Here is a 16266-nt window from a genome sequence, read left to right as displayed (position 1 = left end):
CAGTGGGCCGGAAGCCTGGCACAGGTTCCGGCTTGACGAGACAGTCGTGGCGTACCGCAATTTCTCTTACCGGAGAGGCTAGAGACGGCGGATATGAACAAAGTCGCTCCCGTTGTTACGGGAGCGACTTCTCTTGGTGGAGCTCAGGCGCCGGGCTGATTGATCTTGCCTTGCACCGGCGGAATGCTGGGCTGCTCAGACTTGGGCAGCAGCAGCAGGTCCAGCACCTCGCCTACCCGCTCTACAGCGTGGATCTTCAGTTCGCCGCGGATGCTCTCGGGCACTTCCTGCAGGTGCGGCTCGTTGTCCTTGGGAATGATGACTTCGCGGATACCGCCTTGGTGGGCCGCCAGCAGTTTCTCCTTGACGCCGCCGATCGGCAGTACCCGGCCGCGCAGGCTGATCTCGCCGGTCATGGCCACGTCCATTCGCACCGGGCGTCCCGTCACCGCGCTGATGACTGCAGTCGCGATCGTGATGCCCGCGCTGGGGCCGTCCTTGGGGGTAGCGCCGTCAGGGAAGTGCACGTGCAGGTCCAGGTTCTTGTGGAAATCGGGGTCGGCACCGTACTTGTGGGCGTGCGCCCGCAGGTAGGCGACAGCCGCGCCCACGCTTTCTTTCATCACGTCGCCCAGACTGCCGGTCATGCTGATCTTGCCGGTGCCGGGAGTGGCCAGGGCCTCGACCAGCAGCATGGTGCCGCCCACGCTGGTCCAGGCCAGACCCTGCGCCACGCCCACCTGGGGTTCTTTCTCCATGCGGTCGGGGCGGTGCAGCGGCACCCCCAGGAAGTCAGGGATCTGCGCTGCGTCAATGACCTTCACGCCTTCCCAGGGCTTTTCCAGCAGTTCGCGGGCAGCCTTGCGGGCCAGCTTGCTGATCTGACGGTCCAGGTTCCGTACGCCGCTCTCGGCGGTGTACTCCTCGACAATGCGGTTAAGCGCCGCGTCCGTGATCTCGACCCGGCCGGTCAGGCCGTGTGACTTGATCTGACGGGGAACGCGGTAACGCCGGGCAATCTCGACCTTCTCCGGCTGGGTGTAGCCGGGGATCTGGATGACTTCCATGCGGTCAAGCAGAGGGCGGGGGATGGTCTGCAGGCTGTTTGCGGTCGTGATGAACATGACCTGCGACAGGTCATAGGGCACTTCCAGGTAGTGGTCCTGGAAGGTGTGGTTCTGCTCGGGGTCCAGCACTTCCAGCATGGCGCTGCTGGGGTCGCCGCGCCAGTCGCTGCTCATCTTGTCGATCTCGTCGAGCAGCATGACCGGGTTGATCACACCGGCAGTCTTCATGCCCTGGATGATGCGCCCAGGCATCGAGCCGATGTAGGTGCGGCGGTGGCCACGGATCTCGCTCTCGTCGCGCACGCCGCCCAGGGCCATACGTACGAACTTGCGGTTCAGGCTGCGGGCCACGCTCTTGCCCAGCGAGGTCTTGCCCACACCAGGAGGGCCCACGAGGCACAGGATGGGGGCGCGCAGTTCGGCGTCGTCGGTGCGTTCCTCGGCGCTGCGCTCACGGCGCTGCTCCTCGGTCTCACCGGGCTGATGGGTCAGCTGGCGCACCGCCAGGAATTCCAGGATGCGGTCCTTGACGTCGCTCAGCGCGTAGTGGTCGCTGTCCAGGATGTCGCGCGTGCGGGTGATATCCAGGATCTCCTCGTCACGCTTGCTCCAGGGCACGTCCACCAGCCAGTCGATGTAATTCCGCACCACGGTGCTCTCGGGGCTGCCACCGGGCGTGCGCTCCAGGCGCTGCAACTCCTTGAGGGCCTTGTCCTTGACCGACTCGGGCATGCCGGCGGCCTCGATCTTCTCGCGCAGGGCCTCGACCTCGGCGGGGCCGTCCTCGCCGCCGCCCAGTTCCTTGCCGATGGCCTTCATCTGCTCGCGCAGGTAGTACTCGCGCTGGTTGGCGTCCATCTGTTCCTTGACGCGACCGGCGATCTTCTTGTCCATGTTGAAGCGCTCGGTGTCGCGGGTCAGGAACTTCAGGACCGCTTCCAGACGTCCGCGCAGGTCGGTGGCTGCCAGCACTTCCTGTTTCTCTTCCGGGGTCCAGGTGGCATGGTGAGCGACCTGATCAGCCAGGGCTCCGGTGTCGGTCAGGGCCTTGAGGCCTTCAAGCTGATAGTTGTCCAGACGTAGGTTCTTGTTCTGGCGCTGGTATTCCTCGAAGGCCGACTTGACCTCGTTGGCCAGCACGACAACTTCGCGGCTCTCGTCGGCAGGCGTGGGCTGCGTCTCGGCGCGCACGCGCAGGTAGGCGCTGGGCACCTCTCCTTCAACCCTGGCACGCTCCTGGGCTTCGACCAGCACCTGGTAGGTGTTGTCGGGCATACGAACGACCTGCTTGACCACAGCCAGCACGCCCATGTCGTACAGTTCGCCCAGGGCGGGGTCGTCGGTGCGGGCGTCACGCTGGGTCAGCAGCAACACCCGGCGGTCAGAAGCCTGGGCTTCGTCGACCGCGCGCTTGCTTTTGGGCCGCCCCACGTCCACATTCATGGTGACGCCGGGCAGGATCACGATGTTTCTCAGTGCAACTACGGGAAGTTCCCAGATCATGCTTGCTCCTTGAGACCGCGCTTAGGCGGGAATGTTTGAGTGTACCGCGAGGATATAAAAGACAACACCCCCGCCCGAAGTGTCCAGAGATTCTACGGACCTGGGGCGCAGGGTGCTGTAATTTACGTTGCTATCAGGCAGACTTCTTGAGTCCCTTAGACTCAAGCACGCTCATAGGCCGGTCAATGTTCTCGGCGTCAAAGCGCAGTTCGGTGAGGCCCTCCATGGGCAGCTCGAACAGCAGGTCGGTCATGGCCTTTTCCAGCACGGCACGCAGCCCACGGGCGCCGGTCTTGCGCTCACGGGCGCGGTGGGCCACTTCACGCAGGGCGGCGTCGGTAAATTCCAGGTTCACGTTCTGGAAGCCGAACAGGGCCTGATACTGCTTGATGATCGCGCCCTGCGGCTCGGTCAGGATACGTACCAGCGCTTCCTCATCGAGATCCTGCAACTGCACCACCAGGGGCAGGCGGCCCACGAACTCCGGAATCAGACCGAACTTGACCAGATCCTCGGGGAGAAAACGCAGCTCTTCCTTCTCGTCGCCCTTGTGCTCGGCGCCGAAGCCCACAGCGCGGACATTGGTGCGGGCGCGGGCGATCTCGCCCATGCTCTCGAAGGCCCCGCCCACGATAAACAGAATGTTTTTCGTGTTGACCTGCACCAGTTCCTGCTGCGGGTGCTTGCGGCCTCCCTGCGGCGGGACCTGCGCGACAGTGCCTTCGATGATTTTCAGCAGCGCCTGCTGCACACCTTCGCCAGACACGTCACGGGTGATGCTGGTGCCTTCGGACTTACGGGCAATCTTGTCGATCTCGTCGATGTAGATAATTCCGCGCTCGGCAGCACCGACATCGTACTCGGCGGCCTGGAGCAGGCGCACGATGACGTTCTCCACGTCGTCGCCCACATACCCGGCTTCGGTCAGGGTGGTGGCGTCGGCAATTGCAAAGGGTACTTCCAGCATCTCGGCGAGACTCTGGGCCAGCAGGGTCTTGCCGGTGCCGGTCGGGCCGATCAGAAGGATGTTGCTTTTCTGCAGGTTGACGTCGGGATGCGCCAGGCGCTGGTAGTGACTGACCACAGCAACGGCCAGAGCTTTTTTCGCCTCGTCCTGACCAATCACGAAGTCGTCCAGGTAGGCCTTGATTTCCTTGGGAGTCGGCAGTTCTTCAATACGGAAGTCGCCGCCACTCTTCTTGTTCTGCTTGACCAGTTCGCTGGCGCGCTCGGTGCATTCGTTGCAGATAAACGCCGCACGTCCCGGAGCCTCGATCAGCTGCGCGATCTGTGGATGTTGCCGCCCGCAAAACGAGCAGCGGTCCCCTCCCTTGGTCATTGCACGCCTCCCAGGTCCCGGGTGTTCTCGATGACGCTGTCGATCAGCCCATAGCGCATGGCCTCTTCTGGCGACATGAAGTAGTCACGCTCCATATCACGCATCAGTTTCTCGTGCGGAATATCCGTGTGTCTGTGGTAGATCTCCACGAGCTTGTCACGCAGGTGAAGCACTTCCTTGGCCTGCACTTCCAGGTCAGGGGTGTTGCCGCGGAAGCCCGCCGAGCCCTGGTGAATCATGATCCGGCTGTTGGGCAGGGCCATGCGCTTGCCCTTGTCGCCAGCCATCAGGAGGACACTGCCCATGCTCATGGCGATGCCCACACAAATGGTCGACACGGGTGCCTTGATGTAACGCATGGTGTCGTAGATGGCCAGCCCGGCATAAACCTCACCGCCGGGACAGTTGATGTACATCTGGATTTCCTGCTCGGGGTTCTGGGAGTCAAGCAGCAGCAGCTGCGCGACGATGGTATTGGCCATCTGGGATTCAATGGGAGTCCCCACGAAAATAATCCGGTCTTTCAGCAGCCGCGAGTAGATGTCATACATCCGCTCACCGCGTCCGGTCTGCTCGATCACGTAGGGAATAACGCTCATGGGCGGCATTATCGCATGGGTCAGTGGGAGGAAGGTGGGCAAGACTGCCCTCAGGTGTAGAGGAGATTGCGGCACTTGCCGAAAAATTAATGCGGCCCGTTTTCCGCGCCCAGCTCGTCTACCCTGAAGGTCCATTTCAATCACAGGAGGTTTGACATGACAGGAAGAGACGACAGCACTGTTACACGGTCCGAACATACCGAGGTCAAGGAGTCCCATTCGTCCGGCGCCGTCAGCGGCAGCGAGACCCACACCCATACCGAGCACCACGAGGTTCACAGGGAAGTGGCGGTCCAGCCGGCCCCTGAAGTGACCCAGACCACCACGACGACCACCATCGTCGAGGACTGAGTCCGGCAACAGGGCAGGGCCAGGAGCAATCGCTCCTGGCCCTGCTTCTGACTTTCCCAGCAGTACGTGTCAGTCCACAATCATGGGAATCAGCACGGGGTTGCGGCCAGTCACCTTGCGCACGAACCGTCTTACGGCTCCGTACATATCGTCCCGCACGTCTTCCAGGCGTTTTTTCTCGCGCATGCCCGTCTCTACCGCTTCCAGGGCCACCCGGCGGATCTGGGCGTCCAGTTCGCGGTTGGGGCGCACGAAGCCGCGCGAGACAATCTCCACGTGGGGGGTGGGATGCAGCACCGCCGTCATGATGATCAGGCCCTCCTGACTCATGTTCACGCGGTCGAGCAGTACGTCGTCACTCACGTCGCCTACGCCCAGGCCGTCCACATAGACGGCGCCGGCAGGCACCGTGCCTGTCACCTTGAATTCATCGGGGCCGAGCCGCACCACGTCTCCGTTGCGGGCAATCAGCGTGCGCTTGGGCGGGCGGGGGAGGGTCTGGGCCAGCTTGGCATGGTTGATCTGGTGACGGGGTTCACCGTGCCAGGGCAGGAAGAACTTGGGCCGTGCCAGATTCAGCACCGTGGCCAGTTCCTCCTGGGACCCGTGCCCGGAGGCGTGTACGCGGTAGGTGGGCGGGTAGTACACGTCCACGCCCAGTTCGTACAGGCGGTTGATCACCAGATTGACCGCTTCTTCGTTGCCAGGAATGGGGTTGCTGGACAGAATCACGCTGTCACCGCGCCGCAGGGCGATCTTGGCGTGATTGCCGAAGGCCAGGCGCGAAAGCACGCTCATCGGCTGGCCCTGGGAGCCGGTACAGACATACAGCACCTGCTGGTCCTGCAGGGTGCCGACCTCGTCGTTGGTCAGGAACGGCTCAGGCAGTTCCATGTACCCCAGGCTTTGGGACACCTGGGCGTACTTCAGCATGCTGCGGCCTTCCATGACCACACGGCGGCTCTGGCGGTGCGCAATGTTGATGACGTTCTGGATCCGGTGCACGTTCGAGGCGAAGGTGGTCATGAACACCCGGCCCTTGCAGCTGGCAATCAGGCTTTCCAGGTTACGGGCGACTTCGGCCTCACTGGCGGTGCGTCCGGGGCGCTCGGCGTTGGTCGAGTCGCTGATCAGCAGCAGAACGCCTTCCTTGCCAGCCTGCTCGATGCGTCCCAGATCCGACAGCTGACCGTCGCTGGGCTCCTCGTCAAGCTTGAAGTCACCGGTGTGCAGCACCTGGCCGACCGGGGTGGTCAGGATGTAGCCGGTATTGTCCGGGATGGAGTGGGTCATGCGGATGAACTCCACGCCGAAATGCGTGCCGATCTGGACCTTGGCGTTGGTATCGGCTTCGCGCAGGTCAATGTCCCCGTCTTTCAGGCCGAACTCGGCCAGCTTTTCGCGGACCAGCCCCAGGGTCAGCGGCGCGCCGTAGACCGGCACCCTTGGAAGGCGGGGCAGGATGTACGGCAGGCCACCGATGTGGTCCTCGTGGCCGTGGGTCAGAATCCAGCCCTTGATCAGCTCGGCGTTCTGCTGCAGATAGTCAATGCGCGGCACGATCAGGTCAATCCCCACCTGATAGGAATCCGGGAAGGCCAGGCCACCGTCCACCACCATGATTTCGTCGCCGTAGCGGTAGACGGTGATGTTCTTGCCGATCTCGCCCATGCCGCCCAGCGGCATCACTTCCAAATAGGGCGTGGCGCTCTGGTCGGCGGGCGCGTCGTTCGTCGCTTTGGTCATCTGGAACTCCGTTTCGCGGGGGCCCAATTCGGGGGCCATGCGTTGTGATGAGAGGCGTTCGGCCCCCGCATTGGGCGGCCATGCGTGCGGTTTTGTCGTCCGGCGCGGCCAGCCTGGGGTACAGACGGCGGAACCTGAACGCGGTAGCCTCAGGCTAGCACACGCCCCTCGCCCCCCGTGAAGCCTTTTACGTCAGCTTTGGAGTGGTTTTTGCTGGCTTGTGTAGTTGAGGCCAGTGGGCCCGGATCTGTTTGCGCAGGCGTATAACAGACCGCCTGCACAGCATTTTTTCCCTTTATTGCCAGTGGCAGAAGCGTGGACTGTGTCTACAGAGACCTTTTCGTGGTCATGCTGCCTTCATGAACGCTTATGATGCAGGGGTGACTTCCCAACGCATTCTTGTCATTGAGGATGACCTCGATATTGCCAATGTCCTGAAGATGGACCTAGGAGATGCCGGGTACACCGTCGAACACGCCGACTCCGCCATGAATGGCCTGATCAAAGCCCGTGAGGAGCACCCTGATCTGATTCTGCTCGACCTGGGTCTGCCTGACTTTGATGGGGGTGATGTTGTCCAGCGTCTGCGCAAGAACAGCGCGGTGCCGATTATCGTCCTGACTGCCCGTGACACTGTGGACGAGAAGGTGCGGCTGCTTGGGCTGGGTGCCGATGATTACCTGATCAAGCCCTTCCATCCCGACGAGCTGCTGGCCCGCGTGAAGGTTCAGCTGCGTCAGCGCATCACTGAGAGCCTCAGCATGGGTGACCTGACCCTGGACCCGCAAAAGCGGCTGGTGACCTACAAGGCAGAGGAACTGCGTCTGTCACCCAAGGAATTTGACATCCTTGCCCTTCTGATTCGCCAGCCAGGCCGGGTGTACTCCCGCCAGGAGATCGGCCAGGAAATCTGGCAGGGCCGCCTGCCAGAAGGCAGCAACGTGGTGGATGTCCACATGGCCAACCTCCGGGCCAAGCTCCGCGACCTCGACGGTTATGGTCTGCTGCGCACCGTTCGTGGTGTGGGCTACGCCCTGCGTGGTTAAGCAGAGTCTGTAAGGCGTTTCTCAGGACCACCTGGCCCCTGGCCGTCAGAGGCCCAGCTATTCGGTCACTGATCGAAAGCACCTGCATAGATGGGCTACGATTCCTGGGCCGAAAATCCAAGCTCCTCTGTAGACACTCACAGCTTTAGAGTGCTTAGGCACCATAAAAGTGCCTTTAGCTTGCTCCATGGTCTGCTTCAGCTTGATATGTTCTGCGGTGATGGTATTGAACCGACGATGTGCCGTAATATCGTGGGGCATAACGGAGATCGTTTGTGGCTCGACTCCGCGCCTGAAGTCTGAAGCGCGTGCTGCTTCACACGTCCGGCGGCACAGCCCTCCTACTCCGCATGACTGAACTGCAGCCACACATTGAAATCCTGCTTGTCGAGGACAACGAGCCCGACGTGCTTTTGACGCTGGAAGCCTTTGAGGACGCCAGCGTCCCGAACCATATGCACGTCGCGCGAGACGGGGTAGAAGCCCTGCGTTTCCTGCGGCGTGAGGGAGAATATGCAGCTGCGCCCCGCCCCGATGTAATCCTGATGGATATCAACATGCCACGCAAAAACGGCCTGGAAGTGCTTGAAGAAATCAAGGCAGATCCGAAGCTGAGCAGCATTCCAGTAGTTATGCTGACGACCTCGCAGGCAGAGGAAGATGTGCGCAACTCCTATTTGCGTCATGCCAGCGGCTATGTGGTCAAGCCTGTTGGATTTGAAAACTTCCTGAGCGCTATGAGGGCTTTCGAGAATTTCTGGCTGACTTTCGTGCGCTTTCCACCACGCGCGTGATCATAGAGTCATGCAATAACAGTGCCCCTCTTTTAAAGGGGCACTGCTGATTATGGGTTTGATCGTTGTATTTCTGGACATCAAACGTAGAACTATTGCTAGGCTGAGGATCTCTTTGAACCTCTGCCGTTGTGTTTCTTCAACGCTGAACGCCAGAGCCAGCAGAACAAGACAGTTGGTTATCCTCAGCCAAAAGCTGGTATTCAGCTGGGACGGAACACAAGGACAAAAGCACAGAAAATGGAGCCGCCGAACATTACTTCGGCGGCTCTATCAGAAGAACTACTCGCGGCTTTAGCGGCCGGTGTTGGAATGGGTGCCCGTGGTCGTGGTGGTGGAGTGCACGACAGGAGTGGGGCGGTTGCGGCCCATCAGACCGGCCAGACCCAGCAGACCCAGCAGACCCCAGGGGAACTGACGGGTGTCGGCGGTTCCATCGTTGTTGGTGTCGACCACGCCATCACCGTTAGGATCGGTGGCTGTGGCCGCATCGTCCACAGCTTCGTCGGTGGCAGCTGCGGCGTCATCAACCGCCTCGCCAGTTTCGGCAGCAGCGTTGTCAACCGCTTCGCCGGTTTCTTCGGCGGCGCCGTCCGTCGCTTCGGTGGTCTCGGTGGTCTCCGTGGTTTCAGTCGTTTCCGTGGTTTCGGTGTCCTGAACCTGAACGTAGCTGGATGAGGGAGCAACAGCAAGGGTAGCAGGGGCAGCAAATATCAGGGCCAGCGTCAGCAGGGTCTTGTTCATGTGAATTCTCCTGGAATGAATTGAGTTCCGCCTGGATGGGGGATAAACAATCGTGATTGTGACGCGCGTTTCATCCCGGACGCTGAGAACTTCCATAGGAGACCTTTATGAGGCGCAGTCAGGCTCCTCAGACAACTGCCGAACCAACGTGAGCTTCAGTGCGTGGGTTTCCGTCGTTGAATAGACTCTGCTCCTGAAAATGTCGTCTCTCATGAGGTCGGGACCTGACCAACAGTCTGTAGAGCCTCCAGGACGTTGGCCATATGTGTCTCAAGGTCAACACCCAGTTCCTGAGCACCCTGTTGTACCTCCTCACGGTTTACGCCCGCGGCAAAGGCCTTGTTGCGAAAGCGTTTTTTCAGGCTGCTCAATTCGACCTGACGCACATCCCGGTCAGGACGTATCAGAGCGGCAGCCTGCACCAGTCCGGTCAGCTCGTCCACGGCGAATAGGGTGCGTGCCAGACGCGTTTCACGCGCCACACCGGTAAACGTAGCGTGTCCCAGGATGGCATTGAGGACGACATCCGGCGTGTCGGTGTGCTCGCGCAGGAAGGCTACGCCCCAGCTTGGATGTTCGTCAGGATGCGCCTCGTAGTCAAAGTCGTGAAGCAGCCCGGTGACCGCGTACAGTTCTTCGTCCTCGCCCCAGTGCCGGGCATACCAGCGCATAGCGGCCTCCACATTCAGCATGTGCCGGCGAAGTGACTCGCTGGGAGTGTGTTCCAGCATAAGGGCGTAGGCCTGTTCACGGTCCATACCTGAGTCTAGAGCAGCTGCCCAACACAGACCGCCGGGAAAATGACGTCCCGGCGGCGAGGAGGAAGTACTGGTCAGGTGATCTTGCGCTGCGTGGTAAGGCCGGGCTGAGTCCGGAGGGGAGACCTCAGGACAACCAGGACGGAGCGCTGCAGCCCGTGGTCAGTGGCCGTTCAGATAAGCCGCCCAGCCGGGCTGCCAGTGGGCGTACTGCCCGTGGGCATACACCCCGAAGCTGGGAGCGCGAGGCCGGGTCCGCAGCGGCATCCCGGCCTCGTCTGGTGTCTGGCTGCCCTTGCGCTGGTTGCAGCTCCGGCAGGCCGTGACCACATTTTCCCAATGATGCCTTCCTCCGCGCGAGCGGGGCATGACGTGGTCCATGGTCAGCTCATCGCGGGAGCCGCAGTACTGGCAGGCAAAGGTGTCACGCCGCAGCACATTCCGGCGGTTGAACGGAACCGGATGTACTTTCGGACGGCGGACATAACGTCGCAGGCGAATCACGCTGGGCACCTGCATGTACATGCTGGGGGAGCGGACGATATCGTCACTGTCTTCCAGGATCTCGGCCACACCGTACTGCACCAGCGTGATGGCGCGCTTGGCGCTGGTCACGTGCAGCGGCTCGTATGACGCGTTCAGCACCAGCACCCGCGGCGCATTCAAATCGGCCGCGACCCGGCCTATTCGCGTTTCCTCCCCTCCCGGCATGTCCTTTCTGGAAATCATGCGCGCATTCTAAAGTGGGCAGGTCAGAGCGATGTTGCGCCGCCTCACCTACCAAAACCTTTACTGTCAGTACGTGAAATGGCTTGCAGGACGTCTTTCTCGGGGAGAGCGGCTGGCGGTCCTCAGGCCACCGCGAGGGGCAGCATCGTAATTTTCAGGCCGCCGCGCAATAACTCCAGAGTGCCGTCTGCGATGTACTGCACGGCCAAGGCTCCCAGCAGCACGCCCAGAACCCGGGTCACCACGTGGACTCCCGTCAGGCCAATCACCCGCGCGATCTGGCCTGAAAGGCGTAGTGCCAGGTAGCACAGCAGCAGCACCAGGAAGGTCACTGAGAACACGCCGCCCAGCAGGAGCGGTTCTCCGTGGGCGTCGCCCGCCAGGATCATGATGCTTGCCAGGGTGCCGGGGCCGGCAATCAGGGGAATAGCCAGGGGAAACACGCTGATGTCCTGGCGCTCATGGGCCTCCTGTTCCTCTTCGGGCGTTTCCTTACTTCCACTGGGACGTGCAAACACCATGTCCAGCGCAATCATAAAAAGCAGCACTCCACCTGCAATGCGAAAGGCACTCAGGCTGATTCCCAGGTGCTTCAGCAGGTCACGGCCAAAAAGACCGAACATCAGGATAATGATCCCCGCTACCAGGGTTGCCTTGAATGCCACCCGCTGCCGTTCAAAGCGGGGACGGTTGCTGGCCAGACCAATAAAAATAGGAGCCAGACCAATAGGGTCCATGACAACCAGCATCGTCAGGAAGGTCTTGTTGATGGTCGTCAGGAACTGGCTCCACTCCGGCACCCGGTCAGCCTAACACCGCATACCTGGCGTTGTTGCCCTGAAAACGCAACCGGGGCGCCCGTTATACAGGGCGCCCCGGCGGCGAGAAAAGAAGCGGAGGATTCAATCGTGCCCCGTGGTCATGCGCTCATTGCCACTTGAGACCGTCACTGGCGAGAGGACTTCAGAGTCCTGGGCCAGCGCACGGTCATCGGCGGTGAGTGACAGGAAGGTCAGCATCAGGACCAGGAGGGTCATGGCGGCCAGTAACAGGACAATTTCCATGCCTCAGTGTGAACCTGCTCTTGCCTGGGAAGATGACCTTGAGCTTCAGAAGTCAGGGTACTGGCATTAAACTGATGCCCACGAACTGTTGAAGTATGAAGGTCTTGTTGGCAAGCCGCACCGGACGAGCCGCAGATGGATCTGTTTTGAACAGGAACCGGACCTTAACCCGCTGCTTTTCTTTCCACAGGAGGTGTTGAAAGGGCGGTTGGACGTTTCCTGGCTGGCGAGCTCAGGGGGTGGCCCGGCGCACGGTGATGTCCAGGTTTCCGGTTGCGGTAACCTCGCGTTCTCCCTGAGTGCCCCGCGCGGTGATCGCGACAGTGTATGTATTGGCCCCGGTTCCCGGGACGGCCTGGACCCGAACCGGAAATGTCTCGCCGGCGCGGACCCTCGTGCGCGGCAGGGTGACACGTACACCCGGGGCACTGCTGCGGGCACTCAGGAAAAAAGGCTCTGGATACTCCTGCGTCCTGTATCCGCCGAGGCGGCCTGTCAGGTTCTGGGTGCTGCCAGACACAAGGCTCAGCGTCGACACGGATTTCTGCTGGCGAACCGCCTGTTGCGCTTCTGCCGCACTCTGGCCGGTAAACACGATGTATCCTCCCGCACACCCGTTCCCCCGGAGACGCCCGATGTCCTGTACCCCTACAAACAGCGCAGGAACCAGGGAAGCTGTGACCAACCCCAGGCCCAGAGCAGCGCGGCGTGGACTGCGCCATTGGGTCGCGGTGAAGCCCAGCCCACCTGGTCCCAGCAACAGGGGAGGGAGAAGCGCCAGCAAGGTATAGCCTTCACAGGGTCCGCTGAGCAGGGCGCCCCCCAGCGCCCGCACCAGCAGGGTCAGGGCGGCTCCGGCAGCCCAGCCCAGGACAAAGCTCTGCAGTGCTCCCGCACCGGAACGAGGCGGGAGTGCGGCTGCAGAAGAAGAGGGGGGCAGGCTCATGAAGTGCAGGCTAGCGTGTGCCCGAAAGGCAAATGGACCTATAAGCCCTGAGGCACCCCAGGGCCGGGTTTCCTGGGACCTCGTCAGACTGTTCTCAGTGTTTGACGCTGGGCTGCTGACACCCTGTGCACAGGCCCATAAATTCCAGCCGCACGTCGGTCACCTGGAAGCCAGCTGGCAGGGCTGCCGCTGGAATCAGGGGTTTGGCCTCAGCCTTGACGTCGAAAATCGTCCCACACGAGCGACATACAGCGTGGTGATGGTCCTGCCCGTCATGGCGGTAGTCATACCGAGTGGCCTGTCCAGCACGTTCGATGGTTACCACGACACCGTCACGGACCAGGGCGTCGAGTGTCCGGTAGACGGTCCCCAGGCTGACGCTGGGCAGCTTTGCCCGCACCTGCGCATGAATCCAGGCGGCGTCGGGATGGGCGCGCGAGGCCTGCAGCACCTCGATCACTGCTGCCCGCTGCCGCGTCTGCCGCACCATCGTCATGTGAGCAGTCTAGCAAACCAGCTGACCCCGCCCTGACCTCAGACAGGAGCGTGTGTCTCGCACATTGTTGCACCGGGTTCATTGCTTTCGTTTGCTTTCGTTCAGAAAACCACGTAAAACACTGAACGTGTCTGACCGTCTGCTGCCCCTGCTGAGTGCCCTGCCCCAGACGGGCGACGCACTGGGCGAACAGCTTGGCGTCGGGCGCGTGACTGTTCATACCCTGGCGCGCCGGTTGGCCGATCAGGGTGTGCCCATCATCGTTTCACGCCAGGGCTATGCACTGGAACCCGGTACGCCGGCCCCCGGGCTTGTACCGGTACACGGCGTTTTTGGGCGTGCGCTCCGCTATACCGGCACCACGACCAGTACCCAGGATGATCTCCGGCTCTGGGCCGAACACCCCACGAGTCCCGCGCCGCATGGGGCTGTGGTCGTTGCAGAGCGCCAGACTGCAGGTCGTGGTCGTCGTGGGCGCGCCTGGGACACACCCCAGGACACCCTGGTCTTCAGTGTGCTGTTGTGTGCTCCGCTGACCCTGCCGGACCTGGCCCTGATGCCGCTGGCTGCCGGGGTCGCCGTGCACGAGGCTTGCAGAACCGGTGGACTCAAATGGCCCAATGATCTGCTGACGCTCGATGGACGCAAACTTGCCGGCATTCTGCTTGAAGCAGACCTGCGCGGTGAGGAAGCCCGCCGGGCAGTCCTGGGCATCGGGGTGAACGTGGGCAGTGCGCCGCCTGGAGCTGCGCACCTGCATGAAACCCAGCCTGGCCTGACACGGGCCGAGCTGCTGGGCCGCCTGCTGGGTGCGCTGGAGCACTGGCTGGTTCAGCCGGCAGAGGACGTGCTCTCGGCGTGGCGTGCGGCGAGTCTGACGCTTGGCCAGGCGGTCCACGTGAACACTCCACGGGGAACCGTACAGGGAACAGCCATTGACCTCGACACGCACGGCAATCTCCAGGTGCAGGACCCTGACGGTCAGGTGCACACCATCAGCGCAGGTGACGTTCAGTTGATCGGCTCCCTGCCTCTGTCTTCTCCGCCCAATTCTTGAAAAAAGGACTGCTATGACCCAGATCACTCACCCTACACTGGCCCGCACCCTCGTTCCCGCCAACAACCTCACACGTGACCTGCTGCTGATCGCCGGAGGCGCCGCTCTGGTCAGCCTGCTGGCCCAGGTCGAGGTGCCTCTCAAGCCGGTGCCCCTGACACTGCAGACTCTGGGCGTGCTGCTGGTCGGTGCCGCCCTGGGCTGGAAACGTGCTTTCGCTGCGCTGGCGCTGTACCTCGCTGCGGGTGCTGCCGGATTGCCGGTCTTTGCCGGAGGAAGCGGCAGCCTGGCGCGCATTCTGGGACCCAGCGGCGGGTACCTGCTGAGCTATCCGCTGGCCGCCGCGCTGGTGGGCTTTCTGGTAGAGCGTTTTGCTCTGGACCGTCGCTTCCTGGGCACGGCCCTGGCCATGCTGGCGGGCAGTGTAGTGATCTACGCCCTGGGCCTGCCCTGGCTCGGCATGGTTACCGGTCTGAGTGGGAAGGCCCTGCTGAATGCTGGCCTGATTCCGTTTATTATCGGCGACCTGCTCAAGCTGGGACTGGCTGCGCTGTTGCTGCCGGCGGCCTGGACCTTGACCGGCAAACGCTGAGCCCTGCCAACACGTACCCCCACCGCAATGAGCGGTGGGGGTACGCTGCTTTGGGCAGGTTGTCGATGCGTTCCCTGGAGAAAGCCCTGCCCGAAGTAAATTCAGTGTGCCTGACGGAGCAGGAGCTGCACATCCGCCGAAAGGCGGACCCGAGGTGTGTATTTTCAGTAGTCCCGGGCAAACAGCAGCTGGCGCAGGTAAACGAAACGCGGCGTTGCACACTACGCAAACGTCCTTCAATCACTGAGAGGTAAATTGCGGCCCATAAGCTCAAGGAGGTAGGGTCCGCGACTCAGTGCAGGTAAAACCACCTGGGCGCCGTTTCCCGTTGCATACCGTAGCCGAACAGTGACAGAAAGATCATCTTGCACCACGAACAGTGGCTCGGTAGCGGTGGGCTGGCGAACGTGATCAGTCACAAGGGCGGCATTTCCCCCGGAAGGGGGACCAGCCGGCGGGGCAGCGCACGTTCCCGTTGGAAGAGACACGCTGTACTCCATTAGCACTCGGTTGCTCTCTTCAACAGCGGGGAGTTGCTGTTCAGCAGGCATTTGAGCATTATATTCGGCGGCAGTAAGGAGGTGGTAGGCGATAAATCGCGTGCCGCTATCCTCTGGAATTACGAAGGCGACGAAAGGGTCCGCGCCGACCTGCCACGTCCTAGAGCCTCCGTGCACCGTTCCAGCGATGGCTGGGTACGTTAAACTGGCGTTTTGCGGATACACGGCGCAGCTTTCTTTCAACCGTGCGGCAATAAGCTGATTGGCAATTACGGCGTCGGACTGCAGGCGTGAGCGCGCGGTGAGCAGGCCGCTTGCCTGCATCGAGGATATCGTCAGGCTGTTCAAAGCTGTTAAGACTACGCCGATTAACCCGAGACCGACCAGCAATTCAACCAATGTGACACCCTGGGATCGAGAAGCGTTAGAGTTCAAAAGAACTCCAAAGTAATTCTGGACGGCTTTTCACTAGGATTATCAAAAGCCAGGGTGACTTGGCGGACAGTACCAGTAGGGCGCTCGGCGCCGCATGTAGCCGCGAGCGAGTAGGCAGTCGACGCAGTGAAGCTCCCGGTAGCGCCTGGGGTAAGGTCGACTAGGGTCACGGTTACACCGTCTGGAATTACCATGGCTGTAGTGTCTATGCAGGCATGCCGGAGCCGGAACTGCCCGCGGGTTTCTTTAGAGGTGTCTGCAGGATTGGCGTCTGTCCGGTCTGACCATTGGCGCTGGAGTCCTTCCGCGACACGTTGTAGGATGGCACTGTCGCTGAGGGTGTCCTCTGACGCTCGGGACATGCCGAAATGCGTGGTAAGGGGTGGCAGAATCGCCACGATGATCACGGAGAACAGCAGCAAGCTGACAAGAATCTCTACAATGGTGAATCCGGCGCCCGCCGAAATCCGTGACATCGGCGCTGCGGATAGCGGGGTGCT

17 protein-coding genes are annotated in these 16266 nt (G+C 61.6%); 5 read left to right on the top strand and 12 right to left on the bottom strand.

All coding sequences use genetic code 11. From position 1 onward, the window contains the following. Nucleotides 1–143: 143 nt before the first annotated feature. From lon to clpP, 3 genes are all read right to left on the bottom strand, one after another. Nucleotides 144–2570 (bottom strand): endopeptidase La, encoded by a 2427-nt coding sequence (gene lon / locus DEIDE_RS11240; protein ID WP_012694081.1) that lies wholly within the window; start codon nt 2568–2570, stop codon nt 144–146. Between the two features lie 133 nt (nt 2571–2703). After that, the gene (gene clpX / locus DEIDE_RS11235) at nt 2704–3909 is read right to left on the bottom strand and encodes an ATP-dependent Clp protease ATP-binding subunit ClpX (protein WP_012694080.1); all 1206 of its coding nucleotides are present in this window, start codon (nt 3907–3909) and stop codon (nt 2704–2706) included. Further along, a complete protein-coding gene (gene clpP, locus DEIDE_RS11230; RefSeq protein WP_242402982.1) occupies nt 3906–4517 on the bottom strand; it encodes an ATP-dependent Clp protease proteolytic subunit in 612 nt (203 codons plus the stop codon). Before clpP ends, clpX begins: the two co-directional genes overlap by 4 nt. A 147-nt stretch (nt 4518–4664) precedes the next feature. Here clpP and DEIDE_RS11225 point away from each other — a divergent pair, with 147 nt between their 5' ends. Then, nucleotides 4665–4859 (top strand): hypothetical protein, encoded by a 195-nt coding sequence (locus tag DEIDE_RS11225; protein WP_041227243.1) that lies wholly within the window; start codon nt 4665–4667, stop codon nt 4857–4859. Nucleotides 4860–4928: 69 nt separating this feature from the next. Here the strand turns inward: DEIDE_RS11225 and DEIDE_RS11220 are convergent, their stop codons facing one another. Continuing rightward, complete coding sequence (locus DEIDE_RS11220) at nt 4929–6605, bottom strand: ribonuclease J (RefSeq protein WP_012694078.1); 1677 nt, start codon at nt 6603–6605, stop codon at nt 4929–4931. 359 nt (nt 6606–6964) lie between these two features. Here DEIDE_RS11220 and DEIDE_RS11215 point away from each other — a divergent pair, with 359 nt between their 5' ends. Together DEIDE_RS11215 and DEIDE_RS11210 are read left to right on the top strand one after the other, a co-directional pair. Next, nucleotides 6965–7651, top strand: coding sequence for a response regulator transcription factor (locus DEIDE_RS11215; RefSeq protein WP_012694077.1), 687 nt, complete (start codon nt 6965–6967; stop codon nt 7649–7651). 350 nt (nt 7652–8001) lie between these two features. Then, nucleotides 8002–8445, top strand: a complete 444-nt coding sequence (locus DEIDE_RS11210; protein WP_012694076.1) for a response regulator — start codon at nt 8002–8004, stop codon at nt 8443–8445. A gap of 294 nt (nt 8446–8739) precedes the next feature. Here the strand turns inward: DEIDE_RS11210 and DEIDE_RS11205 are convergent, their stop codons facing one another. The 7 genes from DEIDE_RS11205 to DEIDE_RS11180 form a co-directional block, all read right to left on the bottom strand. Beyond that, nucleotides 8740–9189: a hypothetical protein gene (locus DEIDE_RS11205; protein WP_012694075.1), complete on the bottom strand. Its 450-nt coding sequence runs from the start codon at nt 9187–9189 to the stop codon at nt 8740–8742. A gap of 209 nt (nt 9190–9398) precedes the next feature. After that, nucleotides 9399–9947: an HD domain-containing protein gene (locus tag DEIDE_RS11200; protein ID WP_012694074.1), complete on the bottom strand. Its 549-nt coding sequence runs from the start codon at nt 9945–9947 to the stop codon at nt 9399–9401. A 162-nt stretch (nt 9948–10109) separates the two neighbouring features. Next, nucleotides 10110–10676 (bottom strand): HNH endonuclease, encoded by a 567-nt coding sequence (locus DEIDE_RS11195; protein ID WP_012694073.1) that lies wholly within the window; start codon nt 10674–10676, stop codon nt 10110–10112. 122 nt (nt 10677–10798) lie between these two features. Further along, nucleotides 10799–11476 (bottom strand): MarC family protein, encoded by a 678-nt coding sequence (locus DEIDE_RS11190; protein ID WP_012694072.1) that lies wholly within the window; start codon nt 11474–11476, stop codon nt 10799–10801. A gap of 102 nt (nt 11477–11578) precedes the next feature. Beyond that, nucleotides 11579–11740 (bottom strand): hypothetical protein, encoded by a 162-nt coding sequence (locus DEIDE_RS19090; RefSeq protein WP_012694071.1) that lies wholly within the window; start codon nt 11738–11740, stop codon nt 11579–11581. A 232-nt stretch (nt 11741–11972) separates the two neighbouring features. Next, a complete protein-coding gene (locus DEIDE_RS11185) occupies nt 11973–12686 on the bottom strand; it encodes a hypothetical protein (protein ID WP_012694070.1) in 714 nt (237 codons plus the stop codon). Nucleotides 12687–12780: 94 nt separating this feature from the next. Next, complete coding sequence (locus DEIDE_RS11180) at nt 12781–13182, bottom strand: Fur family transcriptional regulator (protein WP_012694069.1); 402 nt, start codon at nt 13180–13182, stop codon at nt 12781–12783. A 127-nt stretch (nt 13183–13309) separates the two neighbouring features. Between DEIDE_RS11180 and DEIDE_RS11175 the strand changes: the two genes are divergently transcribed. Together DEIDE_RS11175 and DEIDE_RS11170 are read left to right on the top strand one after the other, a co-directional pair. Then, the gene (locus DEIDE_RS11175; protein WP_041227242.1) at nt 13310–14239 is read left to right on the top strand and encodes a biotin--[acetyl-CoA-carboxylase] ligase; all 930 of its coding nucleotides are present in this window, start codon (nt 13310–13312) and stop codon (nt 14237–14239) included. A gap of 13 nt (nt 14240–14252) precedes the next feature. Further along, on the top strand, nt 14253–14831 hold the full coding sequence (locus DEIDE_RS11170; RefSeq protein WP_012694067.1) for a biotin transporter BioY: 579 nt from the start codon (nt 14253–14255) through the stop codon (nt 14829–14831). 236 nt (nt 14832–15067) lie between these two features. Here DEIDE_RS11170 and DEIDE_RS18495 read toward each other — a convergent pair whose 3' ends face one another. After that, on the bottom strand, nt 15068–15766 hold the full coding sequence (locus DEIDE_RS18495) for a prepilin-type N-terminal cleavage/methylation domain-containing protein (RefSeq protein ID WP_012694066.1): 699 nt from the start codon (nt 15764–15766) through the stop codon (nt 15068–15070). Between the last annotated feature and the right edge of the window lie 500 nt (nt 15767–16266).

Source organism: Deinococcus deserti VCD115 (assembly GCF_000020685.1).
Taxonomy (GTDB): Bacteria; Deinococcota; Deinococci; order Deinococcales; family Deinococcaceae; genus Deinococcus; species Deinococcus deserti.
This window is presented reverse-complemented; position numbering and strand designations above follow the sequence as displayed.

Bases quoted from the DNA above. Each gene is read 5' to 3' on its own strand.
- lon (WP_012694081.1), bottom strand. From the start codon at position 2,570: ATGATCTGGGAACTTCCCGTAGTTGCACTGAGAAACATCGTGATCCTG.
- clpX (WP_012694080.1), bottom strand. From the start codon at position 3,909: ATGACCAAGGGAGGGGACCGCTGCTCGTTTTGCGGGCGGCAACATCCA.
- clpP (WP_242402982.1), bottom strand. From the start codon at position 4,517: ATGCCGCCCATGAGCGTTATTCCCTACGTGATCGAGCAGACCGGACGC.
- DEIDE_RS11225 (WP_041227243.1), top strand. From the start codon at position 4,665: ATGACAGGAAGAGACGACAGCACTGTTACACGGTCCGAACATACCGAG.
- DEIDE_RS11220 (WP_012694078.1), bottom strand. From the start codon at position 6,605: ATGACCAAAGCGACGAACGACGCGCCCGCCGACCAGAGCGCCACGCCC.
- DEIDE_RS11215 (WP_012694077.1), top strand. From the start codon at position 6,965: ATGAACGCTTATGATGCAGGGGTGACTTCCCAACGCATTCTTGTCATT.
- DEIDE_RS11210 (WP_012694076.1), top strand. From the start codon at position 8,002: ATGACTGAACTGCAGCCACACATTGAAATCCTGCTTGTCGAGGACAAC.
- DEIDE_RS11205 (WP_012694075.1), bottom strand. From the start codon at position 9,189: ATGAACAAGACCCTGCTGACGCTGGCCCTGATATTTGCTGCCCCTGCT.
- DEIDE_RS11200 (WP_012694074.1), bottom strand. From the start codon at position 9,947: ATGGACCGTGAACAGGCCTACGCCCTTATGCTGGAACACACTCCCAGC.
- DEIDE_RS11195 (WP_012694073.1), bottom strand. From the start codon at position 10,676: ATGATTTCCAGAAAGGACATGCCGGGAGGGGAGGAAACGCGAATAGGC.
- DEIDE_RS19090 (WP_012694071.1), bottom strand. From the start codon at position 11,740: ATGGAAATTGTCCTGTTACTGGCCGCCATGACCCTCCTGGTCCTGATG.
- DEIDE_RS11185 (WP_012694070.1), bottom strand. From the start codon at position 12,686: ATGAGCCTGCCCCCCTCTTCTTCTGCAGCCGCACTCCCGCCTCGTTCC.
- DEIDE_RS11180 (WP_012694069.1), bottom strand. From the start codon at position 13,182: ATGACGATGGTGCGGCAGACGCGGCAGCGGGCAGCAGTGATCGAGGTG.
- DEIDE_RS11170 (WP_012694067.1), top strand. From the start codon at position 14,253: ATGACCCAGATCACTCACCCTACACTGGCCCGCACCCTCGTTCCCGCC.